Raw genomic sequence first — 24261 nt, forward strand, 5'->3', positions numbered from 1 at the left:
GTCGTCAGTTCGTCTCGTACCGCTGAGACGGGTCGTACAGCGAATCCGGCAGGTTGATGCCGAATGCCTGAAGCCGCTCGACGAACTTCGGCCGCACGCCCGTCGCGCAGAAGTGGCCGCGTACCGTACCGTCGCGGTCCACGCCCGTGCGCTTGAACGTGAAGATCTCCTGCATGTTGATGATGTCGCCCTCCATCCCGGTGAGCTCCTGGATGCTGACGATCTTGCGCCTGCCGTCGGTCAGCCGCGCGGCCTGCACGACCACCGAGATCGCCGACGTGATCTGCTGGCGCATCGTCTTCGGCGGCAACGTCAGGCCGGAGATGCTGACCATGTTCTCGAGCCGCGTCAGCGCATCGCGCGGCGTGTTCGCGTGGATCGTCGCGAGCGAGCCTTCGTGGCCGGTGTTCATCGCGTTGAGCATGTCGAGCGCCTCGGCGCCGCGCACTTCGCCGAGGATGATCCGGTCCGGGCGCATCCGCAGCGCGTTGCGCACCAGCGTGCGCTGCGTAATCTCGCCCTTGCCCTCGATGTTCGGCGGTCGCGTTTCGAGCCGCAGCACGTGCGGCTGCTGCAGTTGCAGCTCGGCGGCGTCCTCGATCGTCACGATCCGCTCGTTGCGCGGAATGAAGCCCGACAGGATGTTGAGCAGCGTCGTCTTGCCGCTGCCGGTGCCGCCCGACACCAGCACGTTCACCTTCGCGCGCGACAACGCGTCGAGCAGCTCGGCCATCGGCGGCGTCAGGCTGTGGTAGCGCACGAGGTCGTCCATCTTCAGCGGATTGACCGCGAAACGCCGGATCGACATCAGCGGCCCGTCGATCGCGGACGGCGGGATGATCGCGTTCACGCGCGAGCCGTCAGGCAGCCGCGCATCGACCATCGGGCTCGATTCGTCGATGCGGCGCCCGACGCGCGACACGATCTTCTCGATCACCTTCATCAGGTGCGCGTCGTCGTAGAACGTCACGTCGGTCAGTTCGAGCTGGCCGAAGCGCTCGACATAGACCTGCCGGTACGTGTTCACGAGGATGTCGGAAACGGTCGGGTCGCGCAGCAGCGCTTCGAGCGGGCCGAAACCGAACATCTCGTCGTACACGTCGATCGCGAGCTGCCGCCGTTCGATGTCGTTCGCGGGCATCCGTTCGTCGTCGAGGATGCGCGAGATCAGCAGGCCGATCTCCGTGCGGACCGATTCCTGCGGCATCCGCGACAGGCGCTCGAGCTCGACACGTTCGAGCACGGCCAGGTGGATTTCGCGGCGCAGCTTCTGGTATGCGTCGCGCACCGACGAATGGGCCGGGCCGGTCGGTTCGCTGCCCGTCGCCAGTGGCGGCTGGGCCCGCTGCAACGACATCTGTTCGCGCAATGACATGATGGTTCCCCGAAAGACTTACATGGACTTGAGCTTCGGCGTGGCCTTGCGGCCGAACAGCCGGGACATCAGCGGTTCGCTGTGCGTCGCGCCGTGCCCCGCGCGCACCTCCCCTTCGACGAGTTGCTTCGCATACCCTTGCAACGCACGGACGACCCCCGTGCCGCGCGCGACCCGCGACACCGGATGGCCCTGGTTGATCGCGTCGAGCACGGTGTCGGCATCGTCGGGAATCGTGCAGGCCGCGTGCAGGCCGAGCACTTCCTCGAGCGCCGCCCGAGTGCGGTCGCTCGCGCGCGTCGCGCGGTTCACGATCAGGCGCATCTGGTCGGTCGAGTAGCCGAGCGACACGAGGATCTCCAGCAGCCGGCGCCCGGCCCGCACGTGCGGCATCGCGGGCTGCAGCACGAGCGCGATCTGGTCGCTGCGATCCAGCGCGACCATCGACAGCGGATTGATGCAGACGCCGACGTCGAAGATCACGAAGTCGTAACGCGGCGCGGCCACACCCAGGATCCATTCGAGCGCGTCCTCGCGCATCTCGGCGGCCTTGACCGGGTCGCCGGCGCCCGCGAGCACGTGGAAGTTTTCCGTCACGTGCGCGACGCTCGCATCGAGGAACGCGCTGTCGAGCCGTTCGATCTGCGCGCACAGCTGCGGCAGCGTCGACGGCGGGGTTTCGTCGCTGACGAGGAACGCCGCGTCGGCGAACTGCTGGTTCAGGTCGATCAGCAGCACGCGGCGCTTGAAGCCTTCCGCGATCTCGAATGCGAGGTTGCTGGCAGCGAAGCTCGTGCCGGCCCCGCCCTTGCACGACATGAACGACACGATCCGCGTGTCGTCGGTGTCGCGCCGCGTGCTTTGCGCGGCCGCGCGTTCGAGCGCATTGCCAAGCACCTGTGTGTCGAGCGGCCACTGCAGCACGTCGCGTGCGCCTGCGCGCATCGCGTCGAGCAGCACGTGCGGCGACGTGTCGGCCGTCACGAGGATGCAGGTCAGCCCGGCATGCGCACGGCAGATCCGCTCGATCGCCGCCCGCTCGGGCGCGTCGAACGACGTACCGTCCACCAGCAGGATGTCGAACGCGTCGAGCCCGTCGGTGCGATGTTCGATCTGCGATGGGCGCCCGGTCGCGCGCGTTGCACGATAGCGTCCGCAGTCGGCCACGAGGCGCGCGATCTGCGTGAGTCGCGCGGTGTCGTCGGAAGCTACGAGGATGTTGATCATGTCGTGTGCCTCGCCTGTTCGATCAATTGCAGTTGGCGCCGCCGGTCGCGGAGGTCAGGCTTTCTCGCGGCAGTGTCGTCGTGAACGGCGGCATCGTCACCGTGACGTTCACGAACGGGATCATCGTCTTGACGGTGACGTTCGTGACGCTCACGGTCACGAACGAACACGTGTTCACGGTGCAGTTGGCCGGGGTGTAGTTCACCGACACGTTCGCACTCGACAGCAGTGGCAGCAGCGCGGTCACGCGCTTCGCGACGCCGGCGGCATTGACGTCGCACACCACCGCAGTGCGTGCGCCGAGGCGCACGGCTTCGCTCGCGGTGTTCCAGTAGAACAGCACGCGGCCGAATTCGAAGATGCCGATCAGCAGCATGACCAGGGCCGATGCGATCAGCCCGAACTCGACGAGTGCCGAGCCGCGCTGGCCGCGCCGGCGCGACAGCGGGAAATGGCGCGCGTTCATGACACCTGCCTCATCACGGTGACGATGTTGCCGAACGTGATCGACGAGAGCCCTGGGTACACGGGGATCGGCTGATACCTGTAGCCCTTGATCTTCACCTCGACGACGTTGATCGCGCCCGATGCCGTGCCGCTCGCCGCGTTGTTGTTCGCGTCGTAGGTCGGCAGGTTCGCGAACTGCGACGGGTCGGACGGGTCGCTGCAGCCGGTCGTGCGCTGCGCGTCGCAGATCGTCACCATCGACGTCTTGAGCCCCGGCACCAGCTCGGTGCCGGCCGCGCCGCACGTCGTGCTGCCGTAGACGACCAGGCACTGCGCCGCCGACACCGGGTACGCGCTATCGGTCGGCAGCCAGACCGACAGGTAGCGCGCCGCATCGCGCGTCGCCTTGGTCAGCGTCTCGTACTGGTAGATCGCGCGGCCGAACTCGGCCACGCCGGTCGCGAGCAGGATCATCGGCATCAGCACGATCGCGAATTCCACGGCGACGACGCCACGGGTGCGCGAACGGCGAGACGGGGGCTTGTTCATGATCCGCTCTCCGCTATTGAACGAGCATCGGGACCTGGGTCCCGGACGCGCTGCCACTGCCCGGCAAGCCGTGCGTCGCGCACGGGTTGTTGCCGGAGACCGACGAGCCGAGGTACTCGAGATGCGCGACGATAGCGCCGCTGCCCGCGCTGAACGGCAGCGGATCGAGCATCAGCACGCAATCCCATTGCGTGACGTGCACCTTGCCGCTGCTGCCCTTCAGCGTCGAACAGTCGCCTTCCGGCGCAAGCGCGACACGGCGGTCGCTGCCGTAAGTCTGGTAGTTGCTCGCCGTCGCGGTGCCGTTGGTGTTGATCCCGCTGCCCGAAGGCGGCGCGCCGTCGCCCTGGTAGGACTTGAAGGCTGCGCGGTCGGCCACGAACTGCGTGTACGCGTCGCCCTTGATGCCCGCCGTTCCGGGCGGCCCGTAGTTCGGGCCGACATACGCATAGCCGGTGAAGTCGGGCTGGCCGCTCGAGCCGTTCGCGCCGTTCGTATAGATGCCGAAGCGCGTGTTCCAGGCCCGCAGCGACGCCGACTTCAGGCCAGTGGTGGCGAGATCCGGCGGGCTCGTGATGTTGCAGGTGTTGCCCGACAGCTCGCTCGCGAGGGTCGGTTCGTTCGTCGAGCCGTCGAGCGCCGCCCAGCCGAAGTTGCCGGGCCCGTACGTCGACGACGACCCGGACGGCGACGCGATCCAGTCGCCGACCTTGTAGACCGGATCGGACGGGCCGCGACACACGAACACCGGAATCGCGCAGGTCGTCTGCCCGCCGCCCACCGTCGCGATCGCACTGGCGGACACGGTCGCCGCGTTCGCGAGCTTCGTGCCCGGCAGCACGTTCAGCACCTCGATGAACCAGTTCGCGATGTTGCTCAGCGACGCGGTGCACTGCACGTACTTGATGTTCGCCGGCGTCGTGACCGAGCCCTTCGTCACGAACGGGTCGGTGAGCGAATCGCTGAACGTGACGTTCGCATTCGTCGACATCTGCACCGACTGGTTCTGGAAGAACACGAAGTTCAGGTGGCCGGCGGCAATGCCGTCGGCCTCGGCCACCGACAGGCTGATGGCCCCGGTCAGGTCACGCGCAGCCGACAGCGCGCACGCATCGGCGCTGTTCTGCAGTTCGCTGCGCGTGACGTACAGCTTGCCGAGATCCAGCGCGAGACCGACGAACCCGATCATCACCGCCAGTGCGAGACCGACGACGATCGCGACGGCACCGCGCTGGCGATGCAGGCTGCGACGCATGACTTTCGGACGACGAACTGCGCGGTTCATGGCGTTCTCCCTGAGCGTGCCGTCGTTACTGGGTAGCCTTGCCGACGCCGATCACGAACGCATTGGCGGGCGGATCGATCTGCTTGAACGACTTGTCGTAGTTGTCGAGCGCCGACGCGGCCGCGCTGCCGCTGACCACCGTCGTCGCGGCCGCGTGTTCGACGGCATGCGGATCGATGATCTGGGCCTGCGTCACGGCGCGGACCGATTGGCCGAAGCGGGTGTCCCACACCGGCGTGGACGACATGCAGCCGGCAAGCGCGAACGCGAGCGGTGCGGCGAGCGCCGCGCGGCGCACGAATACGAGGTAGGCGGATTTCATGAGTGTCCCCTTGGAATGGCATCAACGGTCGGTGGACTCGGGTTCCGAGCGCGCGATCTGCGCGTGGGCAGCCGCCGGGATCCGGTGCTTCGGTCGCGCCGGCGCAGCCGGCTGGGCCGATGCGTCGGGGCCGGTCGCCGCCAGGCGCGCGGCCGCGGCTTCGATGGACGCGATGCGGGCCGCGTCGGCTGCGCCGGATTGCGACACCGCGGCCGGCGCCGGCGCCTTCTGCGGTTCGGCAGGTACCGGCGGCTGCGCGTCCGCCCCTTGCGGCGCGCGCGGGGCGGGCAGCACGGCGCTCGGGCCGGCCGGCGCGTCCGATTGCGGCGCCGGTGCGGGCGCTTGAGCCGGTGCCTGCTGGGCGTCTGCCGCGCCGTTCGACGGTTGCGCAGCAGGCTTGCGAACCCCGCCACGGCCTTCCATGTTGCCCGTCGCATACACGTCGGCTTCGTTCGGCTTCGAGAAGCTGTCGGTCGGCAGCGGCACGTCGGCGGTCTGCAGCGGCTTCACGAGGTGCGGCGTGATCAGAAAGATCAGCTCGGTGCGGTCCTGCTGGAACGACGTGCTGCGGAACAACGCGCCGAGCACCGGCACTTCGCCCACGCCCGGGATCGCCTTCAGCGCGCCCGTCACGTTGTCCTTGATCAGCCCGCCGATCGCGAACGATTCGCCGTCGCTCATCTGGACCGTCGTCGATGCTCGCCGCGTCGTGATCAGCGGCAGGATCGACGTGCCGCCGATGTTGGCCGCGCTCAACGTGACGCCCGTCTGCGAAAGCTCCGACACTTCCGGAGCCACCTTCAGGCTGATCCGGCCGTTCGCCAGCACGGTCGGCGTGAACTTCAGCGCGACGCCGAATTCCTCTTCCTGCAGCGTGATCGACGACGTGCCGTTGCCGCTGCTCTGCGGGATCGGGATGAAGATCTTGCCGCCGGCGAGGAACGTCGCTTCCTGGCCGCTGATCGTCACGAGATTCGGTTCCGCGAGGATCTTGACCAGGTTGTCGGTGTTCTGCGCGTCGGCCGCGAGGTTGAACGGCTTGTTGTTCGCCTTGCTGAACGCGACCCCGCTCGCCACCCCCGCGAGCAGGTTGCTGACCAGCGCGCCGCTCCACGAACCGAAGCCGCCCTGGATGTTGAGCGCGCTGCCCATCTGGTTCATCAGCGTCTTCGACACCTCGGCCACCTTCACCTCGAGCATCACCTGCTGCGGCGAGGTGACGGCCAGCATGTTCAGCACACCGCCGCCGCTTTGCTTGCCGCCCGCGCCCGCGGCCGGATCGCCGCCGCCAGCGCTGTCGCCGTAGGCATGCGCGATCTGCACGGCCTGTTGCGCGGCCTGCGAGCTCGACACGGTGCCCGACAGCACGATCGTGCCGGCCGCGGTCGTCACGCGGATGTCGCGCTCGTTCGGCATCAGCTGCTGCAGCGATGCCTGCAGGCCGCCGGCATCCGCACCGACGGCCACGTCGATCACGCGGCATGCACCGCTCCGGCCCTGCACGATCATGTTCGTCGTGCCGACCGACAGCCCGAGGATGTACAGCGTCTGCGGCGACACCATCGTCGCCTGTGCGACGGCCGGATTGCCGATCGTCCGATTGCGCACCGGCTCCGGCATCGGCACCAGCAGCGACTTGCCGAGCGGCACGCTGACACTGGTCGAATCACGCACGGCGCCGACGCAGTTCGGCCCGCGCAGCGGCCCCGCCGACGCGGCGGGTGCGGCGGCCGCCACCGGCCCCATGCTGATCGTCATCTGCATCGGCCCCTTGCCGAGGGTGGCCGGCGCGCCGGCGCCGCCCTTCGTCAGTGCGCCCGCTTCGACGCCTTCCTGAGCCAGTGCGCCATAGACGGTCAGCCATCCCGAACAGAGGATCGCGGCCATCATCGTGCCCCGTGCGACGCGTGTACGCAGCGGGCCGGACCCGGTGCATTGCGGTTTGGTCTTCATTTCGTCTGATCCCCCGAGAGACCGGCGCTGCGCCGGTTATCGACTTCCAAGGCCGCCGTGTCTCGCTGACGGCCGTTCTGTTTATCTGGATGCGTGCCGCTGCATCAGAAGCATTCGACGCTGCCCCTCACGCCCGTCAGCACGCCGACGCAGTCGCGCCGTACTTCCGGCCCCGCGTGCGATGCGACGTGCACGCGCACCGTCTTCACACGGGCCGGTGCCGGCGGCGCTTCCGGTGCGGGCTCCTTGCCGAGCAGCGTCAGCTTGGTCGCCCCGTCGGTGTTCAGCGTCTTCTGGTCGACCTGGTTGCGCAGCACGAGCGACAGCGTGCCGACGCTGCGCGCGAGGTCGAGCCGTTCGGCCTGGTCGGGCGTGACTTCCAGCGTCACCGCGTTGACGACCTTCGGCGCCGTGTCGTCGCGGCTCACCTGCTGCGCGACGGCGAGCACGAGGATGTGCTCGAGCACGATCTTCGAGATGCTCTGCCCGTCGGTCTTGCCCTGTTGTTCCTGCGTGTTGACGATCACGTCGACGTAGTTGCCCGGCAACGCGAAGCCCGCGACGCCGACCACGTCGTTCACGCGCACGGTGATCGCGCGGCTGCCGTCGGCGATGACCGCGGACAGCCCGCCCTTCGTGCCGACCGGCGCGAGCTTCGACTCGATCACCGGCTCGTCGCGCGACAGGCTGGTGCGGACCACGCGCCCTTCAAGCGCCTTGGTATCGGTGAACGCGCCGGTCGGCACGCTGCCCGACGGCCAGCTCACCATGCGGATCTGGTTCGGCCCGAGCGGTTCGCCCAGGTTCAGGTCGGTGGCCGCCACCGCAACCGGCGTGACCGCGCTCGTGGATGTCTGCATCAGCCAGTGGGACGCGAACACCACCGCGGCAAGACCCGCGACCATCGCGACGACCAGCATCAGGATTGCTCGACTGTTTTTCATGGCAATGCTCCTCGACGAATCGTGAAAGAAACCGCTCAACCGGTGACGTAGGTGCGCCCGCCGCGCTCGACGGGTGGCGGATGGCCGCCGTCCCGTTCAGGCACCGTGCCGAAATAGCTCGCCCAGGCGTCGTACAGCGCGTCGTGGGTCACTTCGGGCGGATCGCCGCGGTAACGCGCGCCGGCGGCGACGAGACGCAGCAGGTCCGCCGGGAAGCAGGCGAGAAACGCCTTGCCGGTCGGCAGATGCAGCCGATGCAGCAGATAGTCGAACGCATCGCTCGCCGAGACGAGACCGAGCGATGCGCAGGCCGCGTGGTACACGGCGCGGTAGTCGTCGATCGACAGCGCACCGACGTGCAGCTTCGAGCCGAGGCGGCGCAGGAACGCGTCGTCGCCCAGTTGCTCCGGCGACAGGTTGCTCGAGAACACCGGCCAGACGTCGAACGGCATCACGAAGCGGTTGCCGGATTCGAGCGTCAGTAAATCGACGCCGCGATCGAGCGGGCGCAGCCAGCGATTGAGCAGGTCGCGCGGCTCGACGCGCTGGCGGCCGAGATCGTCGACGACGTACATGCCCATGTTCGCCTTCATGTGCGGCGGCGCCTGGTAGAAGCCGGCAACCGGATCGCGGCGCAGGTCGAGCTCGTCGAGCGTCAGTTCGCCGCCGGACATCACGACCGGCCGCTCGCACAGGCGCCAGCGGCGATCGACCGCCTGGCCGCCGGGTTGCGACGCCGCGTCGACATGCACGAGCGGGTCGTAGACCTGAATCACTTCACCGGCCACGCAGATCGCATGCGGCACCGGCACGTAGCCGTGCATCAGCGAGCCGAGCCGCTCGGCGAGAAAGGTCTTGCCGCTACCGGCCGGGCCATGGATCAGCAGCGGACGGCCCGCATTCAGTGCGGCGGCCGCCGCGTCGAGCACCGACGTGTCGATCACGATGCCTTCGAACGCGGCCCACACGTCGTTCTGGCCGATGTGCAGCATGCGTACCGAATGCGCGGCCACGCAGGCGAGATATGCGTCGAGCGTCACCGGCGCAGGCCCGCTGTAACCGTTGCGCGCCTGCTCCTCGAGCGCACTCACCCGGCCCGCATCGGTCAGGCGGAACGTCACGTCGAGATCGGTCGCCCCGCGATGCGTGAGTTCGACGAGGCGCTCGCGCACCAGGAACGCAAAGACGTCGTCGAGTACCGCGAGCGGCAGGCAGTGCCGCTCGACCAGGTCGCCGTAGGTCGGGCGGCCGAGCATCAGCGTCGACTTCAGCACGAGCCCGGCAACGAACGTCTTGCTCAGACCCGTTTCCTCGAGCGTGCGCGGCGCCACCGGCGGCTGCGCGCCCAGCTTCGTATGCGCCTCCCGCGACGGCAGCGGATCGGGCAGACGGGCCACCTGCGCGTCGCGTCTCGGTTCGGTAGGGTTCGTGTTCATGGTCGCTCCATCCTCGTTGCGGATGCGTCGCGTCACGCGTACGACGCGAACAGCATGCCCAGCGTGCCGGCCGCGATCGCCACGCCATACGGCAGCGAGCCGACCGACGTGATTGCCGCGGGGCCGTCGGCGGCCTCCGCACGCGTGCCTCGCGCATGCCGCGCGAGCAGCGCGCGGACATTCGTCCACATCTGGCGCATCCGCCCGCGCAACAGCACGACCGCGAGTGCACCGACCCCGCCGGCCACGAAGGTGGCCAGCACGATGTACACCGTCATCTGCGCGCCGACCCACGCACCGATCGCGAGCATCAGCTTCACGTCGCCGGCGGCCATCCCGCGCAACAGGTAGAACGGCAGCAGCAGCGCGAAACCGGTCGCCGCGCCGGCAAGCCAGCCGAGTGCGCCTGCCAGGACACCGTGCAGCAGGCACTGGGCGACCAGCGCGCCGGCGAGGCCGAGCACGACGAGCGGATTCGGAATACGGCGGGCGGCGAGATCCGTGCCGGCCGCGGCGACCGCGAGCAGCGTCACGCACAGCGGAATCGGGTAAGGCGGCGCAACGGGTAGCATGGCGAACCTCGCGAAGCGAATCGAAGGATCAGGAAACCATCGCCAGTGCGGTGGCCGCGGCAGCCATGACGGCCGTTGCGATCACCGCGTACGTATCGGCAAGCGAGCCCGTCAGCGTGACTGCGCTGCCCAGCAACGCGACGACGAACGTCGCGGCGAGGAACGCATACTCGATCGACGCCACGCCCTGCTCGTCGCCGATCTCGAGGCTTGCGACACGCGCGCTGGTTCGCATGATGGTCTCCGGTTCCGGGTGATCAGATGCGTGGGAGCGGCTCGAACGCTGCACCGGCCGAGCCGTCCGCACGCTCTGCTTTCCAGCGGCCTCAAACGGCCGCGGTCAGGTCGGCAGCGATCGTGGTGAACACGGTCTTGAGCTGCGTGCCGACCGCGGTGACGGCGACGATGATGCCGACGGCGATCAGCGCGGCGATCAGGCCGTATTCGATGGCGGTCACGCCGTCTTCATCGCGAACGAAACGGGCGGCTTGTTGAATGAACTTGGACATGGTGTTCTCCTTGCGTGGTGACTTTCAAAGCCCTCGCGTGCCGGCTGGTCGGATGACCGTGCATCGGTACGTCGAGGTGGTGTGTTGATGCCGTGTGGTGCCGACGCGCGATTCGGATGCACCGTTCGTCGTACCGTCCTTCAAAGTGCTGTAACTGCTGAATCCAGACTCGAGGCGATCGTGCTGAACACGGTCGACAGGTCCGTACCGACCGCCGTCAACGCGACGACGAGGCCGAGCGCGATCAGTGCAGCGATCAGGCCGTATTCGATGGCCGTCACGCCGTCCTGATCCCGATCGAACCAGGCGATCTTTTCGATGACTCGTTTCATCCGTAATCTCCTTTCGGACTGCTATGAATTACCCTTCGTCGTTCACGACGTCGGGACGGGCACCACCGGCACTACTCGAGAAAAACGGAACGCTCCGCTCAGTTGCGGGAACGGGGATGTAGACCCCTGTCCGTGCGAACGGGTATCAGCGAGGCAGAAGGCGAGAGAGTCGTGTACGGCGCGACCGGCCGGATGAACCGGGCGCCCCGATCGACCCGAACGGCACGACGGCCGTTCGACGCATGGAATCCGGTTGAACGGGAAACAAACTCCCGGCAAAGCTGCAATATGTCTTTAACGCGGCTTGCGAGCCGCGGTGCGCTGTGGTCTTTCATTTTTATTCCCCGTATTCGGTCATGCCGATTTCTTGTTGCCCTGAAGACACCGGGTCACAACGGTCATTCGACGAATGCTTGCGAAGTGAATCGACCTGGAGCTGCATGTTCTTCGACGCGCTCCGGCCGTCCTTTCCGCAGGCGATTTCGAAGCCGGTTCCTTTTGTCCATTTGCCGGAACCGCCCGGTCGTCACCTCGTCGACTGCCGTGCCAACGCTTACGCAAAGAGCAGGCCACCTTGAGCGAAATCGAGGCGCAGCAAGGGTTCCGGCGATGCCGGTGCGGCCCGGCCCGGGGCCCGATACGCAAAATGTTTCAAAATTGATCTATGTTTTTTCGCAAGCGTTGTAAGCCGGAATGCCCGCCGCCGCGCTGCGACAAGGAGCAAAAATTTCTGCTCGGGATTTTCCCGAACGCGCGAAGCGGCCTGCGTTGCCCGCGACCGCCGCGATTCGGAGCCGGTCAAAATGCCCGAATGTTTCAAAGCAGAAACATGAAATCCGGATTTGCGCATTTCTCATACCTGAAAATCCGGTTTTTACGCGCTGTCCCGAGAAATCCAAACCTCGGCTTTCAGCGGGCGGTTTGCATCACGCGATTTTTTCTTCAACAATGAATTCACCGGACAGCGCCATTTGAGCGCGAATCGATCCGCAGGCACGACCACATCGAACGGCTGCATAAAGCCAGGCAGCCTCTACACACAGACGGGGAATCATGTACACAGCCAATCGTGGGACGCGCATTCGCGCCATACGCTGTGCTCAATGGCTGACAGCCGACCGCATCGTCCCGTACAGCTGCATCATGCTGATGCTCTTCGTCGCCCTGGTGATCGTGTGGGGTGTCGTGACCGACGGCTTTACCTCGAGCGACGTGACCCGTCCGGGCATGGACTTCTCGGTCTTCTGGACCGCATCGCATCTCGTATTGCAAGGCCATGCCCCATCGGCCTACGACGCTTCCTCCTTCCTGCAGGCCGAGACCGCGCACTTCGGTGCGTATCTGCAGCATCGGCCGCTTCCCTGGCTCTATCCGCCGACGATGTTGCTGTTCATCGCGCCGGTTGCCCTTGTGCCTTTCCTGCCCGCTTACTTCCTCTTTTCCGCGGGCAGTCTTTTATGCTACGCGTTCGCCATCTCGCGGTTGTCGGGATTGCGCGCGCATCTTCCCGTGCCGCGTGCCGCGGCGCTCGTCGTGGCCGCGTATTCGGCCGTGTGCATGTCGGCGCTGTTCGGCCAGAACAGCATCCTGACCGCCGGCCTCGCCGCACTCGCGCTGCATCTGCTCGGCAAGCGTCCGGTCGTGGCCGGCGTGTTGATCGGGCTGCTCGCGATCAAGCCGCAACTCGCCGTGGTGTTCCCGTTCGCGCTGATCGCCGCGCGGGCGTGGCGCGCGTTCGGGGCCGCGGCCATCACCGCGATGCTGTTCGCGGCGGCCGGGGTCGCGCTCACCGGTACCGGCGCACTGCATGGACTCGGCCAGGCCGTGGCGACGGTGCGCGACCAGCATTTCATGCTGCCGTCGTACTGGCTGGCGTCGCCGACACCGTTCGCCGCGCTGCGGCTCGCCGGCGTCTCTGTGCCGACCGCACTCGCCGCGCAGGCGGCAATCGCGCTGCTCGCCATCGCGGCGACCGTCGACGTGTGGCGCCGCACGCCCGACCTGCGCTTGAGGAGCGCCGTACTCTCCGTCGCCACCTTGCTGACTACGCCCTATCTGTGGCACTACGAACTGACCTGGCTCGGCATCGCGATCTTCTGCCTGATCGCCCATGGTTTCGATGAAGGCTGGCTGCCCGGCGACCAGGCCGTGATCGTGCTCGCGTGGCTGCTGCCGATCTTCGAGATGCTGAACCGGTTGATGAAGCTGCCGCAGATCGGCCCGATCGTCCTGCTTGCCGTGCTGTTCGTCGTCGTTCGCCGCACGGCCCGGCGCTCGCCCCGGGATTCGCAATGAAGGTGCCCCTTTTCGTTCGCCATGCCCATCCTTCAATGGCTGCGCATCCCGAACTCCCGATCGCCGGCCCGCGCCGCTATCCTCACTGGCTCAATCGCGATCGCGTGCGCATCTATGCCTTCGGCGTGTTGCTGACCGAACTCCTGTTCATCGGTATCTACATTGCGCGGCTGGTCCTGCAGCACGGCGCCGCACTGGTGCCGCTGTCGCAGGATTTCTCCGCGATCTGGAGCGCGGCCTGGCTCGCCGCGCACGGGCGCGCCGCCGACGTCTGGCATTTCAATGCGTTGTTTGCGGTCCAGCAACTCGCCGTACCGAGCATGAATCTCGAGGACGGCGCACTTCTGTGGCTTTATCCGCCCTCCATGCTGCTGCTGGTCCTGCCGCTTGGCTGGCTTCCGTACACGCTGGCGGTCGTGCTCTGGCTCGGCGTCACGTACGTGCTGTTCGCCGTCGTCATTCAATCGACCGTGCAGCGCGGCACCGCGTGGCTGTGCGCGCTGGCCTTCCCCGCCGCGTTCGTGACCCTCGTCGTCGGGCAAACCAGCCTGTTTACCGCGACGCTCGGCGGCCTGGGCCTGCTGCTCCTGAATCGCCGCCCCGTATGGGCCGGGATCTGCTTCGGCATGCTGATGATGAAGCCGCAGATGGCCATCCTGTTTCCGCTCGCGCTGCTGTGTGCCGGCCAGTGGCGCGCACTGGCCGCATGGGCGGCGACGATTGCCGCCTGTGTCGTGCTCGCCACGCTCGCGTTCGGCGTCGATTCGTGGATCGCATTCGCACACGGGATGCACGGCGTGTACCAGGTCGTCAGCGCCGGCCATGCGAAGCTCCCGCGAATGCCGACCGTGTTCGCGCTGGCCGCAATGGCAGGCTGGCCCGCCACCGTCGCCACCAGCCTCCAGCTGCTGTCTGCCGCGACCGCGGCCCTCGCCGTCATCTATACCTGGCGCGGCGCCTGCTCGTACGCACTGCGCGCCGCGACCCTCGCGTGCGCCTGCCTGCTCGTCAGCCCCTATCTGTACGACTACGACCTGACCTGGTACGGCATCGTGATCGCGTGGTACGCGCGCTATGCGTGGACGCACGGCTGGCGCCGCTTCGATCGCGAATGGCTGCTGCTGCTGTGGCTGATGCCGCTCGCGGGCCTCGCGGTCGTGCCGCATCTGTCGTTCCAGTTCATGCCGCTCGTCACGCTGGCGTCGCTCGCGCTGCTCGTCAGCCGGGTCGCCCGGGAGCGACACGACGTGCCGTCGATGCCGGACACCCACGACAACTCGACCGAAACCGCGTTCACCCATCAGGCCCGAACGCATCACCGCCCGGCGTACGGAATGCGCCGCACCGGCCGACCGACCATCGGCGCGCATCGGTGAAACGACATCACAAGGGGAATCACCATGCGGGAACCACTCTATACACCGCTCATCTCGCTGGTCGTGCCGTTCTACAACGAAGGCGAGGCCGTCGAGCATTTCTTCGACGTCGTGATGCCGCTGATGACGTCCATCGACGCGATCCGTTTCGAGATCGTCTGCGTGAACGACGGCAGCCGCGACGACACGCTCGACCGGCTGATCCGGATCAGCAGCGCCGAGCGGCGCGTGCGCGTGATCGACCTCACCCGCAACTTCGGCAAGGAAGCGGCACTCACGGCCGGCCTCGACGAAGCGCTCGGCGACGCGGTGATCCCGCTCGACGCCGACCTGCAGGATCCGCCGAGCCTGATTCCCGTGATGATCGAGCACTGGCGCGACGGCGCGGAAGTCGTCGCGGCGAAGCGCAGCAACCGCGCGTGCGACTCGTACGCGAAACGCACGGCGGCCGCGATCTACTATCGCGTGCACAACCTGCTGTCGGACGTGAAACTCCCGGAGAACGTCGGCGATTTCCGGCTGATGGACCGCAAGGTCGTGCACGCGCTGCGCAACCTGCCCGAGCGGCATCGCTTCATGAAGGGGCTGTTCGCATGGGTCGGCTACCGCACCGTGATCGTCGAATACCAGCGCGACGCGCGCAGCGCCGGGCACTCGAAGTTCTCCGGCTGGAAGCTGTGGAATTTCGCGCTGGAAGGCATCACCAGCTTCAGCACCGTGCCGCTGCGCAGCTGGACCTACATCGGCGTCGGCATCGCCACGCTCGCGTTCCTGTACGGCGCGTTCATCATCGTCCGCACGCTGCTGTTCGGCAATCCGGTGCTCGGCTACGCATCGCTGATCTCGGTCACGCTGTTCATCGGCGGGATCGAGCTCATCGGGATCGGGGTCGTCGGCGAATACGTCGGGCGGATCTACGACGAGTCGAAGCAGCGGCCCGTCTACCTGATCCGCCGCCGCTACCAGGCGCACGGCAAGGTGATCGAACTCCCGGTCGCGCGCGATGCGCGCCGCCAGATCGCCCGCCGGCGCGTGCAGCCGACCCGTGCGCGGATCGGCGCACGCTGACCCGTGCCGACGGTCATGATCGCCCTGCTCCATGCCGAGCGCACGCGGCTCGTGCGCTTCGGCGTGTCCGGGCTCGGCTCGACCGCGATCCACACGCTGGTGGCCGCGGCGCTGTTCGCGCGGTCCGATGCGACGCTGGTGACGGCGAACGCGATCGCCTTCCTCTGCGCGACGGCCTTCTCGTATCTCGCGAATACGCTGTGGAGCTTCTCGTCGACGATGCGCACGCGCAACGCGCTGCGCTTTCTCGCGGTCACGCTGGCCGGCTTCGTCGAAACGATGCTGCTCGCGCGGGCGGCCGAAGCGCTCGGAAGCTCCCGCGGGATGAGCATCGTCGCGATCGCACTGCTGGTTCCGCCGACCACGTTCGCGCTGCACCGGCTGTGGACCTACCGGTAAGCCATCCCGCGCCCTTTCCGCCACGCCCGGAATTAATCGGCTGCTCCATTAACAGGTTCAATGTCGCTATATTTATGTAACGCATCGAGCCGATTGAATCCGATTTCAAAATTACCGTCCGAAATAATATTAATACCCTGTTTACCTTTACAGCTTCCGGAATTAACCGAACGGGATAATCTGCATTCGCCATCTCGCCTGCACTTGCCTTGATCGGCACGAAGCCTTGCAGGACAAGGCGATGGCGGCCGCACGAAGAAATTCGCGCAACAATAAGTCCCATTCATTCAAACGGGAGCTTCTATGTCACGCGTTACCGATGTGCTCGTCTCATTCGACACCGAAACCATTCTCAAAAAATATCCGAATCCCAGCAAAAACCCGGCCGCACCGACGCTGATCGACTGGCGCTATGTCTATATGGTGACCAACCAGGACAACGTCATCTCCGGGCAGGCGGGCGGCGAACTCGACCTGAAGGCGCAGGTCGGCGACCTGATCCGCTGGCGTGAAACGAGCCTGTCGCTGGGCTTCGAGAACCAGGTCGTGTTCTACAAGTTCGTCGGCAACGTCGGCAACGAACTGATCTCGACGCCGACGCCGCGCGTCGCGGAGGCGTCCATTCCGGTGCCGAACACCAGCAAGCCCGAGGTGCCGACCTGCCAGAAGGTCGCGAACTACTACTGGTCGTCGGAATGCCTGAAAGTCGGCCGCGTGACGTACCACTTCCAGTTCCAGATCATCGATCGCAACTGTCAGAGCCAGGGCTGCTTCTCCTGGGATCCGTTCATCTCGATCCATAACTGATCGCGGCAGGCGGGCGGCCGCGCGGCGGTTGCCCGCGTCATCCCCTTGTTGCGGAGGAAGCGCTCATGTCTGGTCTTCGTTGCGATGTGCTGGTGATCGTCGACGCCGTCACGTTGCTGTCGGCCTACCCGGAGGCAAGCCGGGACCCGGCCGCACCGACCGTGATCGACGGCCGGCACCTCTATGTGGTGAGCCCCGGCGGCGGCGCGCAGCTCGGCCACAACGACAGCCGCCTCTTTACCGGCCTGTCGCCGGGCGACCAGCTGCGCCTGCGCGAAACCGCGCTGGCCCTGCGCGCCGAGGTGAGCGTGCTGTTCGTCCGGTTCACTTTGAAGGAGGCGGGCATCGTCGCGCCGATCGAACCCGAAGTGCGCGACGCGGCCACGCCCGTGCCGGATGCCGACGACCTGCTGCATCCGCCGTGCCATCCGATGAAGGACCACTACTGGCGCAGCGACGTGCTGGCCGCGGGCGCCACCACGTGTACGGCCGACTTCGGCGTATACGACCGCGACGGCAACGTATCGGGCTATTTCCGCTGGGAAACGTCGATCGAAATCGCGGGGAGCGGGCCGGACACGAAGCAGCCCGGTTTCAAGCCGTCGTCGGATCGCAATGGTCACTTCACGCTGCCGCCGAATACGGCGTTCAAGGCGATCTTCTACGCGAATGCCGCCGACCGGCAGGACCTGAAACTCTTCGTCGACGATGCGCCGGAACCCGCCGCATCGTTCGTCGGCAACAGCGAGGACGGCGTCAGGATGTTCACGCTGAACTCGAAGGGCGGCAAGATCCGGATCGACGCGTCGGCCAACGGCAGGCCATCCGCGACCGATGCGCGCCTCGCGCCGCTGTCCGCGGGCGACTCCGTCTGGCTCGGCTGGCTGGGCGCCGAGGACGGCGCCGATGCCGACTACAACGACGGCATCGTGATCCTGCAGTGGCCGATCACGTGAGCGTCGCGGCAATCGGCACGCGGGCGGTTCAGGTACGCGGCAGTCCCGGCGGATTGGTCTGCGACCGCTCGATCGCTTCGGCGTCGAGGCTCCAGCGGCCGAGCACCTTCCGGTAGCTGCCGTTCGCGATCAGCGCATTGATCGCGACCGTCAGCGGATCGGCGAGGCCGCTGCCCTTGCGCGTCGTGATCGCGATGTCCGCGGTGCGCGGCCAGCCGCCGCTCACCGTGCCGATCAGCTTCGCATCGCCGCGCAGCGACGCCTGGTAAGCGAGCATCGAATTCACGCTGAAGATCGTGTCGACGCGCCCCGACTGCAGCGCGACCCAGCGCTCGGCCGCATCCGCGTAATACTGGATCTCGACCGGTGCGAGGCCGTGCGCGACGTTCTGCCGGTTCCACTCGAGCAGGATCTTTTCCTGGTTCGTGCCCGAATCGGTCACGACGCGCAGCCCGGCAACATCTTTCGGCTCGCGGATCGCGGCGATCCGGCTGCCGTTCTTCACGTAGAAGCCGAGCTGATCCTTCCGGTAGGTCGAGAAGTCGAATTTCTCCTTGCGCTGTTCGGTTACCGTCACGTTCGAGATCACCGCGTCGACCTTGCCGGACTGCAGCGCGAGCGGCCAGTCGGCCCATGCAAGCGGCACGAGCTTGAGCTTGCGGCCGATGCTGTCCGCCACGAGCTGCGCGAGATCGGGATCGAAGCCGACCACCGTTCGCGCATCGGTCGCATAGGTGCTGAGCGGCGGCAGGTTCGGCGCGATGCCGATCGTCAATGTGTTCGCTTCCGCAAACCGGAAGCCGGCCGGCAACGCCTGCTCGACCGCCGGGTTCAAGCTGCCTCGCAGCCGGCCGGGCTGCTCGGGACTCAGGTCGAACGTCGCGGCCTGCGCGGCCACGCTGCTGCCGATCAGGACGGCGGCCAGCACGCGAACGACGTGCGCAACGGGGAATGCTGTTCTTCTCATGTCTTATGGATTCCTTTATTTTTTGATGGTGCGGGCGAGGAACGCGGGCGGAACAGAACGATTTTCACCGTCCGTCGCCGCCTGGCGTTCGCGGCCCGCTCAGGCGGGCGTCGCTTCGAGTTCGGCCGCGGCCGCGCGTTGCGTCACCGGTTGCGCAACCGGCGCTGGACGCGTTGCTTGCGACTCGCCCGCATACAGCGCCTTCGGATCGAACACGCGCGCCTGCAGCGGCGTGAATGCGCGGAAGTTCCACAGGCTGCGCGCGACGAACACGCGCTGCACCCAGCGGAATGCGCGGTCGTTCTCGTCGTATTGCGGATCGAAGCGGTCGCGCGAATGCAGCGTGAAATGATTGTTGATCAGCACCAGCTTGCCCGGTTGAATCTGCACGCCGAACGACACCTCGCGCACCGCGCGATACAGGTTGGCCAGCGCCTCCTGCGCGCGCGTGTTGACCGCCAGCACCATGTCCGGATAGAACGCGACCGTCACGCGCGGCGCCTCGAGCGGCCCCGACAGCACCGCGCTCAGGTCGGTGTTGTCGCGCGGCGTCGGCGCCGCCCCGCGCCACCGGTACGGCACGCGGATGATGTAGTGCTCGCCGTAGAGTTGCGCGATATCGTCCGGCGACAGCAGTTGCAGCGCACGACGCGCATCGGCGAGCCGCGTGTACGGGCCGCCGCCGGCTTCGCTGCGCACGCCGAGCAGCAGCAACGCGAACGGCGACGTATCGCCCTCCGGCATGTGCGCCTGCGCGGCGTTCTCGATATGAAAATCGAGCTCGACCTCGGAGCCCAGGCCCGTATAGTCGCGCGCGGTCGCCTTGTGCGGCGTGAGGTTGTTCACGAGCTCGCGGCCTTCGTGCGCAATCGAATACGGCTCGCCGGCCAGCGTGCTCAACGCGACCAGCACGTTCTCGCTCAACACGCCGGCCTTGAACGAGCGGCCGGTTTCCTCGAACCGCGGGCTGCCCGTCACGTCGTCGTCGATCGGCAGGTTGTCGATCTCGATCGAGCCGTGCGCATCGGCGGTGGGCGCCTTCGCGCGATCGAACGCGTCGACGACCCGGTCGGGAAACGCGGTGTAGGCAAGCTTGCGCACCGCGCTGATGTAGCCCGCGCCGCCCGCCGGATCATAGGGCAGTGCGCCGAGCGTCGTGCGGATGTGACTGGATTCCGCTGCCGTCAAAACGATGCGTTCATCTGCGAGATAGGTCATAGGTCTCTCGTATAAAGATCGGAGGTCGATAAGCGGTATGGCACTACCGCCGCGCGTGGCCATCCTCGGGGCCCGGCGCTCGACAAGACTAGGAGACCGTCATTGCATTTCGAAATGATATTAATTCGATTGCAAACAAAAATTTTCGATATAAGTTCAGCAACGCGGCGAGCGGCGGGCCGCGTCGTTCGCACCGTCGCTTAACACGAATGGTTGTTAAATAATCGACGGTTATTATTTGTATTCGCTAACGGGTCGATGCTAGTTTTCTGTCGGATTCGACGATGCGCCGGCCGTCGATCGGCAGCCGGCGCCTTTCCTCCGCCCCATGGATACCCGTTAGATGAACCGATTCCATCCGCTGCGCAGTACGCCCGGAAACGACGCGCCGTTGGCTGCGTTCCGCCCTACCCGCCACGCGGTGCGGAGGGCGCGATGAGCGATCGCGCACCGGCACTCGAGCGCACGCTGGCCGCCGGCGTGCCGCCGCACCGCACTTCGCTGCGCGCGATCTTCCCGACCGTCGCGGCCGCGAGCCTCGGCTTCGCGATCGTCCAGCTCGACGTGACCGTGGTCAACGTCGCGATTCCGAGCCTCGGCCATTCATTCGGATCGAGCGTCCACGGGCTGCAATGGATCGTCGATGCGTACACGCTGTCGTTCGCCGCGCTGCTGCTGACGTCCGGCACGCTGGCCGACCGCTTCGGCAGCCGCCGGCTGTTCGCGTACGGCCTCGCGCTGTTCCTGCTGGCATCGCTCGGCTGCGCGCTCGCGCCGTCGCTGGCCGCGCTGATCGCCGCGCGTGTCGCGCAGGGCGTGGGCGCCGCGATGATCCTGCCCACGTCGCTCGCGCTCATCACGCATGCGTGCGCCAACGATGCGGCCGCCCGGGTGCGGGCCGTCGCGTGGTGGAGCGCGACGGGCGGCGCGATCAGCGCGGCCGGGCCGACGCTCGGCGGCCTGCTGATCGACTCGCTCGGCTGGCGCGCGATCTTCTTCATCAATCTGCCGATCTGTGCGGGCGGCCTGTGGCTCACGCTGCGCCATGTGCGCGATTCGGCCGCCGCGCGCACGCGGCTGTTCGATCCGGCCGGCCAGATCGTCGCGATGCTCGTGCTCGCGCTGCTGACGGGCGGGATCATCCGGGCCGGCGCGCAGGGGGTGAGCGATCCGTATGCGGCCGGTGCGCTGGCCGCGTCGCTCGTGCTCGGCGCGCTGTTCATCGCGATCGAGCGGCGCGTGGCCGCGCCGATGCTGCAGCTCGCCTTCTTCCGGATCGCGCGCGTGCCGGGCGTGCTCGCGATCGGCGCGATCACGAATGCCGCGTTCTACGGGCTGATCTTCTCGCTGAGCCTCTATTTCCAGAACGCGCGCGGCTTCACCGCGACCGAGTCGGGGCTCGCGCTCGCGCCGCTCACGATCATCATGCTCGCCAACATCGCGAGCGCGCGTCTCGCCGTCCGCCATGGCTTCCGCGCGACCGTCATCGTCGGCCTCGCCGTGTCGCTCGCGGGCTACGTGTGGCTGTGGCAGACGCTCGGCGCGCACACGCCGTATGCGCGGCTGGCGCCCGGGCTCGCGGCGATGGCGATCGGCGGCGGCATCGCGATTCCCGCGCTGACGTCGACGATGCTCGGCAGCGTCGAGGCCGGCCGCGCGGCCACCGCGTCGGCGATCCTCAATACCGCGCGCCAGGTGGGCGCAGCCGTCGGCGTCGCGGCGCTCGGCGCACTGGTCGCGGGCCAGGGCGCGGCGATCGTGGCCGGCGCGGCACGCGGGTTCGCGGTCGCGGCTGGGCTCGTCGCCCTCTGCATCGTGCTGGCCGCGCGCTGGCCCGGCGATGCGCCCCGCGGTGCACCCGATAGCGGCCCGCGGGCCTGAGCCCGAGCCCCCTTCAACCGATCCCCCAGCCCAGCGAGGAATCCATGCCGCATCGCTTCATCGATACCGTCCTGATCGTCGACGGCGCGTCGACCGCCGCCTATCTGGCGCCCGCGTTCCGCGCCTACGGCATCCGTTGCGCGCACGTGATCAGCGACCCCGACCTGCCGGAGATCTACCGGAACCAGTTCGTCCCGTCCGACTATATCCGCCAGGTCCAGCATCACGGCGATATCGACGCGACGCTCGCGCAGTTGAGCGACCTGCGGATCGGCGCGGTGCTGCACGGCCTCGACGCGGCGCTGGAGCTGGCCGACACGCTCGCCGAACGGCTCGACGTGCCGACGCGCAATCCGCTCGCGACGTCGGCCGCGCGGCGCGACAAGTACGCGATGAACGAGCGCATTCGTCAGGCCGGCCTGCGTGCGCCGGCTCATTTCCACAGCACGTCGGTCGACGCCGCCCTCGAATGGGCGCGCGCATACGGCAAGCTGCCGCTCGTGGTGAAGCCGGCGCGCAGCGCCGGCGTGGCCGGCGTGAAGATCTGCCGCACGCTCGATCAGGTCGAGGCCGCCGCGCGCGACGTGCTGGCCACCCGTTCGCTGTACAACCAGCCGAACGACGACATCGTGATCCAGAGCTATTCGGAGGGGCAGGAATACATCGTCGATTCGGTGTCGTTCGAAGGCCGCCACCGGGTGGTCAGCCTGTGGGAAGTGCACCGCGACCGCACGCATGCGCCGCGGCTCGACAAGATGCTGGTGCTGAATCACGCCGATCCGCGCTACGCGCCGCTGCTCGACTACGCGGCCGCCGTGCTCGACGCGCTGGACGTGCGCTTCGGGCCGACCCATCTCGAACTGTTCGACACGGCCGACGGCCCGACGATCGTCGAGCTGAACGCGCGGCTGCACGGCAGCCTCGATCCGCGGCTGACGAGCGCGGTCAGCGGCGAGAATCATGTGTCGGCTGCCGTGGAAGCGGTGCTGCATCCGGAGCGGCTGTTCGGTGACGTCAACGCGCCGACGGATTTTCGCGGCTACTGCGGGCACGTGTTGCTGCTGTCGTCGCGCAACGGCGTGCTGCGGCAGGACTTCACGTGGCAGGCGATCCAGGCGCTGCCGTCGTTCGTCGGGCTCAAGCAATGGGCGAAGGTGGGCGACACGCTACGCGTGACGACCGACCTGCAGACGGCGCTCGGCACGGTCGGTCTCTACAGCCCGACGTTCGAGCGGCTGCTGGAGGATTGCCGGCGGATTCGCGAGATCGAGGCTGAATTCTTCGCGGATGAACGGGCGGTTGCGCCGGCGTAGCGCGATCGGCGCCGCGCGCGGTGTGCCGAGGCGCGCGCCGAGTTGCGCGCCGCTAGCGCCCGAGCAACGCCCCCGCCTGACGCCCCAGCACCGCGCGCAATGTCTCGAGCTCGGGCAGCTCGGGCGCTGCTTCGGACGTGACGAGATAAGTCGTCACACTGTCGAGATCGTCGAACGCATGCGCGCGCAGTTCCTTGCGCGCCACGTGCTCGGTCGTGATCCGCTTCGGCAGGATCGCGACGCCCATGCCAGCCGCCACGCAGCCGAGGATCGCGCCGAACGTGCCGAACGACGCCACCGACTCGATCGCGATGCCGCGCGCCTTCAGCCAGTGCTCCGCGACCGCGCGATACGGGCAGCCGTCGTGAAACGCGAGCAGCCGCACCGGGTGGTCGGCCAGCACCTGCCGCCGCGTGGCCGTGGTCGCGCTCACCAGCACCATCTCTTCGGCGAACGCCGGCTCGTAGCGCAACCCGGGGCGCACGACCGCGCGCGCGGTGAGCGCGGCGTCGATCCGGCCGCGCAGCAGCGCGTCGGCCAGATCCGGTTCGCTGCCGATCTGCACCGCCAGGCCGAGTGCCGGGTCGCGCGCCTTCAGCGCAGCGGCGAGCGCCGGCAGCCGCGTGGCCGCCGTGCTTTCCATCGAGCCGAGCCGGAAGCTGCGCGCGACCGGTGCTTCGCGCACCACCTGCGTCGCTTCGTCGACGAGGCGCAGGATGCGGTCGCAATACGGGATTAGCCGGCGCCCGGCGTCGTTCAGCACCAGCCGCTTGCCGTGCCGGTCGAACAGCGGCGCGTCGAGCGACGCTTCGAGCAGGCGCAGCCGCGCGGTGACGTTCGACTGCGTGCAGCCGAGCCGTTCGGCCGCGCGCAGCGCGCTGCCTTCCTGAACGACGGCCCGGAAGGTTTCGAGCAGAGGGATGTTCATATCACTTTCTCTTGTTACTGATCGCGGTAATATCATTTTACTTCGCCAAAATTCCGGATTAGCCTTGCGGATACCCGGTGCCCGACGGCCCGCTCCCGAGGA

General features: G+C 67.3%; 25 protein-coding genes. 8 read left to right on the forward strand and 17 right to left on the reverse strand.

Annotated features, from left to right (window positions below; all coding sequences use genetic code 11):
* Positions 1–4: 4 nt before the first annotated feature.
* The 14 genes from CFB34_RS35275 to CFB34_RS35340 all read right to left on the reverse strand — a co-directional run bounded on the left by CFB34_RS35275 (position 5) and on the right by CFB34_RS35340 (position 11801).
* Positions 5–1375: a CpaF family protein gene (locus CFB34_RS35275; protein ID WP_089444307.1), complete on the reverse strand. Its 1371-nt coding sequence runs from the start codon at positions 1373–1375 to the stop codon at positions 5–7.
* Positions 1376–1393: 18 nt separating this feature from the next.
* Complete coding sequence (locus CFB34_RS35280; protein ID WP_089444308.1) at positions 1394–2602, reverse strand: AAA family ATPase; 1209 nt, start codon at positions 2600–2602, stop codon at positions 1394–1396.
* Between the two features lie 22 nt (positions 2603–2624).
* Positions 2625–3068, reverse strand: a complete 444-nt coding sequence (locus tag CFB34_RS35285) for a TadE family protein (protein ID WP_089444309.1) — start codon at positions 3066–3068, stop codon at positions 2625–2627.
* Positions 3065–3598: a TadE/TadG family type IV pilus assembly protein gene (locus CFB34_RS35290; RefSeq protein ID WP_089444310.1), complete on the reverse strand. Its 534-nt coding sequence runs from the start codon at positions 3596–3598 to the stop codon at positions 3065–3067. The genes CFB34_RS35285 and CFB34_RS35290 overlap by 4 nt, the downstream gene beginning before the upstream one ends.
* Positions 3599–3611: 13 nt before the next feature.
* Positions 3612–4883 carry a TadE/TadG family type IV pilus assembly protein gene (locus tag CFB34_RS35295; protein ID WP_089444311.1) on the reverse strand — a complete coding sequence of 424 codons (1272 nt, stop codon included), beginning with the start codon at positions 4881–4883 and terminating at the stop codon, positions 3612–3614.
* Between the two features lie 25 nt (positions 4884–4908).
* Complete coding sequence (locus tag CFB34_RS35300) at positions 4909–5205, reverse strand: hypothetical protein (protein ID WP_089444312.1); 297 nt, start codon at positions 5203–5205, stop codon at positions 4909–4911.
* A gap of 21 nt (positions 5206–5226) precedes the next feature.
* Positions 5227–7158 (reverse strand): type II and III secretion system protein family protein, encoded by a 1932-nt coding sequence (locus CFB34_RS35305; RefSeq protein WP_089444313.1) that lies wholly within the window; start codon positions 7156–7158, stop codon positions 5227–5229.
* A gap of 104 nt (positions 7159–7262) precedes the next feature.
* Positions 7263–8102 (reverse strand): Flp pilus assembly protein CpaB, encoded by an 840-nt coding sequence (cpaB, locus tag CFB34_RS35310; RefSeq protein WP_089444314.1) that lies wholly within the window; start codon positions 8100–8102, stop codon positions 7263–7265.
* 35 nt (positions 8103–8137) lie between these two features.
* A complete protein-coding gene (locus CFB34_RS35315; RefSeq protein ID WP_089444315.1) occupies positions 8138–9538 on the reverse strand; it encodes an ATPase in 1401 nt (466 codons plus the stop codon).
* Positions 9539–9570: 32 nt separating this feature from the next.
* Positions 9571–10110: a prepilin peptidase gene (locus CFB34_RS35320; protein WP_089444316.1), complete on the reverse strand. Its 540-nt coding sequence runs from the start codon at positions 10108–10110 to the stop codon at positions 9571–9573.
* A 28-nt stretch (positions 10111–10138) separates the two neighbouring features.
* The gene (locus tag CFB34_RS35325) at positions 10139–10345 is read right to left on the reverse strand and encodes a Flp family type IVb pilin (RefSeq protein WP_089444317.1); all 207 of its coding nucleotides are present in this window, start codon (positions 10343–10345) and stop codon (positions 10139–10141) included.
* Positions 10346–10436: 91 nt separating this feature from the next.
* Positions 10437–10619 (reverse strand): Flp family type IVb pilin, encoded by a 183-nt coding sequence (locus tag CFB34_RS35330; protein ID WP_089444318.1) that lies wholly within the window; start codon positions 10617–10619, stop codon positions 10437–10439.
* 140 nt (positions 10620–10759) lie between these two features.
* Positions 10760–10951, reverse strand: a complete 192-nt coding sequence (locus CFB34_RS35335; protein WP_089444319.1) for a Flp family type IVb pilin — start codon at positions 10949–10951, stop codon at positions 10760–10762.
* Positions 10952–11504: 553 nt separating this feature from the next.
* On the reverse strand, positions 11505–11801 hold the full coding sequence (locus CFB34_RS35340) for a hypothetical protein (protein WP_143329561.1): 297 nt from the start codon (positions 11799–11801) through the stop codon (positions 11505–11507).
* 203 nt (positions 11802–12004) lie between these two features.
* Between CFB34_RS35340 and CFB34_RS35345 the strand changes: the two genes are divergently transcribed.
* From CFB34_RS35345 to CFB34_RS35370, 6 genes are all read left to right on the forward strand, one after another.
* The gene (locus tag CFB34_RS35345) at positions 12005–13246 is read left to right on the forward strand and encodes a glycosyltransferase family 87 protein (protein ID WP_089444320.1); all 1242 of its coding nucleotides are present in this window, start codon (positions 12005–12007) and stop codon (positions 13244–13246) included.
* Positions 13243–14622: a glycosyltransferase family 87 protein gene (locus tag CFB34_RS35350; protein ID WP_089444321.1), complete on the forward strand. Its 1380-nt coding sequence runs from the start codon at positions 13243–13245 to the stop codon at positions 14620–14622. Before CFB34_RS35345 ends, CFB34_RS35350 begins: the two co-directional genes overlap by 4 nt.
* Positions 14623–14646: 24 nt before the next feature.
* Positions 14647–15690, forward strand: coding sequence for a glycosyltransferase family 2 protein (locus tag CFB34_RS35355; RefSeq protein ID WP_089444322.1), 1044 nt, complete (start codon positions 14647–14649; stop codon positions 15688–15690).
* 15 nt (positions 15691–15705) lie between these two features.
* A complete protein-coding gene (locus CFB34_RS35360; protein WP_089444553.1) occupies positions 15706–16089 on the forward strand; it encodes a GtrA family protein in 384 nt (127 codons plus the stop codon).
* A 303-nt stretch (positions 16090–16392) separates the two neighbouring features.
* Positions 16393–16896 (forward strand): inclusion body family protein, encoded by a 504-nt coding sequence (locus CFB34_RS35365; RefSeq protein WP_011349899.1) that lies wholly within the window; start codon positions 16393–16395, stop codon positions 16894–16896.
* A gap of 65 nt (positions 16897–16961) precedes the next feature.
* Entirely contained in the window at positions 16962–17852 is an 891-nt protein-coding gene (locus CFB34_RS35370) for an AidA/PixA family protein (RefSeq protein WP_089444323.1), read from the forward strand.
* A 28-nt stretch (positions 17853–17880) separates the two neighbouring features.
* On the opposite strand, the gene CFB34_RS35375 is transcribed toward CFB34_RS35370, so the two are convergent.
* The gene (locus CFB34_RS35375) at positions 17881–18819 is read right to left on the reverse strand and encodes an ABC transporter substrate-binding protein (RefSeq protein WP_089444324.1); all 939 of its coding nucleotides are present in this window, start codon (positions 18817–18819) and stop codon (positions 17881–17883) included.
* 99 nt (positions 18820–18918) lie between these two features.
* Complete coding sequence (locus CFB34_RS35380) at positions 18919–20037, reverse strand: TauD/TfdA family dioxygenase (RefSeq protein WP_089444325.1); 1119 nt, start codon at positions 20035–20037, stop codon at positions 18919–18921.
* A gap of 435 nt (positions 20038–20472) precedes the next feature.
* On the opposite strand from CFB34_RS35380, the gene CFB34_RS35385 reads away from it, so the two are divergent.
* Both CFB34_RS35385 and CFB34_RS35390 read left to right on the forward strand, forming a co-directional pair.
* Positions 20473–21918 (forward strand): MFS transporter, encoded by a 1446-nt coding sequence (locus CFB34_RS35385; RefSeq protein ID WP_089444326.1) that lies wholly within the window; start codon positions 20473–20475, stop codon positions 21916–21918.
* Between the two features lie 44 nt (positions 21919–21962).
* The gene (locus CFB34_RS35390) at positions 21963–23231 is read left to right on the forward strand and encodes an ATP-grasp domain-containing protein (RefSeq protein ID WP_089444327.1); all 1269 of its coding nucleotides are present in this window, start codon (positions 21963–21965) and stop codon (positions 23229–23231) included.
* 52 nt (positions 23232–23283) lie between these two features.
* Here CFB34_RS35390 and CFB34_RS35395 read toward each other — a convergent pair whose 3' ends face one another.
* Positions 23284–24159: a LysR family transcriptional regulator gene (locus CFB34_RS35395; RefSeq protein WP_089444328.1), complete on the reverse strand. Its 876-nt coding sequence runs from the start codon at positions 24157–24159 to the stop codon at positions 23284–23286.
* Positions 24160–24261: the final 102 nt, after the last annotated feature.

The organism is Burkholderia sp. HI4860 (assembly GCF_002223045.2).
Lineage (GTDB): Bacteria > Pseudomonadota > Gammaproteobacteria > Burkholderiales > Burkholderiaceae > Burkholderia.

Bases quoted from the DNA above. Each gene is read 5' to 3' on its own strand.
- CFB34_RS35275 (WP_089444307.1), bottom strand. From the start codon at position 1,375: ATGTCATTGCGCGAACAGATGTCGTTGCAGCGGGCCCAGCCGCCACTG.
- CFB34_RS35280 (WP_089444308.1), bottom strand. From the start codon at position 2,602: ATGATCAACATCCTCGTAGCTTCCGACGACACCGCGCGACTCACGCAG.
- CFB34_RS35285 (WP_089444309.1), bottom strand. From the start codon at position 3,068: ATGAACGCGCGCCATTTCCCGCTGTCGCGCCGGCGCGGCCAGCGCGGC.
- CFB34_RS35290 (WP_089444310.1), bottom strand. From the start codon at position 3,598: ATGAACAAGCCCCCGTCTCGCCGTTCGCGCACCCGTGGCGTCGTCGCC.
- CFB34_RS35295 (WP_089444311.1), bottom strand. From the start codon at position 4,883: ATGAACCGCGCAGTTCGTCGTCCGAAAGTCATGCGTCGCAGCCTGCAT.
- CFB34_RS35300 (WP_089444312.1), bottom strand. From the start codon at position 5,205: ATGAAATCCGCCTACCTCGTATTCGTGCGCCGCGCGGCGCTCGCCGCA.
- CFB34_RS35305 (WP_089444313.1), bottom strand. From the start codon at position 7,158: ATGAAGACCAAACCGCAATGCACCGGGTCCGGCCCGCTGCGTACACGC.
- cpaB (WP_089444314.1), bottom strand. From the start codon at position 8,102: ATGAAAAACAGTCGAGCAATCCTGATGCTGGTCGTCGCGATGGTCGCG.
- CFB34_RS35315 (WP_089444315.1), bottom strand. From the start codon at position 9,538: ATGAACACGAACCCTACCGAACCGAGACGCGACGCGCAGGTGGCCCGT.
- CFB34_RS35320 (WP_089444316.1), bottom strand. From the start codon at position 10,110: ATGCTACCCGTTGCGCCGCCTTACCCGATTCCGCTGTGCGTGACGCTG.
- CFB34_RS35325 (WP_089444317.1), bottom strand. From the start codon at position 10,345: ATGCGAACCAGCGCGCGTGTCGCAAGCCTCGAGATCGGCGACGAGCAG.
- CFB34_RS35330 (WP_089444318.1), bottom strand. From the start codon at position 10,619: ATGTCCAAGTTCATTCAACAAGCCGCCCGTTTCGTTCGCGATGAAGAC.
- CFB34_RS35335 (WP_089444319.1), bottom strand. From the start codon at position 10,951: ATGAAACGAGTCATCGAAAAGATCGCCTGGTTCGATCGGGATCAGGAC.
- CFB34_RS35340 (WP_143329561.1), bottom strand. From the start codon at position 11,801: ATGCGCAAATCCGGATTTCATGTTTCTGCTTTGAAACATTCGGGCATT.
- CFB34_RS35345 (WP_089444320.1), top strand. From the start codon at position 12,005: ATGTACACAGCCAATCGTGGGACGCGCATTCGCGCCATACGCTGTGCT.
- CFB34_RS35350 (WP_089444321.1), top strand. From the start codon at position 13,243: ATGAAGGTGCCCCTTTTCGTTCGCCATGCCCATCCTTCAATGGCTGCG.
- CFB34_RS35355 (WP_089444322.1), top strand. From the start codon at position 14,647: ATGCGGGAACCACTCTATACACCGCTCATCTCGCTGGTCGTGCCGTTC.
- CFB34_RS35360 (WP_089444553.1), top strand. From the start codon at position 15,706: ATGATCGCCCTGCTCCATGCCGAGCGCACGCGGCTCGTGCGCTTCGGC.
- CFB34_RS35365 (WP_011349899.1), top strand. From the start codon at position 16,393: ATGTCACGCGTTACCGATGTGCTCGTCTCATTCGACACCGAAACCATT.
- CFB34_RS35370 (WP_089444323.1), top strand. From the start codon at position 16,962: ATGTCTGGTCTTCGTTGCGATGTGCTGGTGATCGTCGACGCCGTCACG.
- CFB34_RS35375 (WP_089444324.1), bottom strand. From the start codon at position 18,819: ATGAGAAGAACAGCATTCCCCGTTGCGCACGTCGTTCGCGTGCTGGCC.
- CFB34_RS35380 (WP_089444325.1), bottom strand. From the start codon at position 20,037: ATGACCTATCTCGCAGATGAACGCATCGTTTTGACGGCAGCGGAATCC.
- CFB34_RS35385 (WP_089444326.1), top strand. From the start codon at position 20,473: ATGAGCGATCGCGCACCGGCACTCGAGCGCACGCTGGCCGCCGGCGTG.
- CFB34_RS35390 (WP_089444327.1), top strand. From the start codon at position 21,963: ATGCCGCATCGCTTCATCGATACCGTCCTGATCGTCGACGGCGCGTCG.
- CFB34_RS35395 (WP_089444328.1), bottom strand. From the start codon at position 24,159: ATGAACATCCCTCTGCTCGAAACCTTCCGGGCCGTCGTTCAGGAAGGC.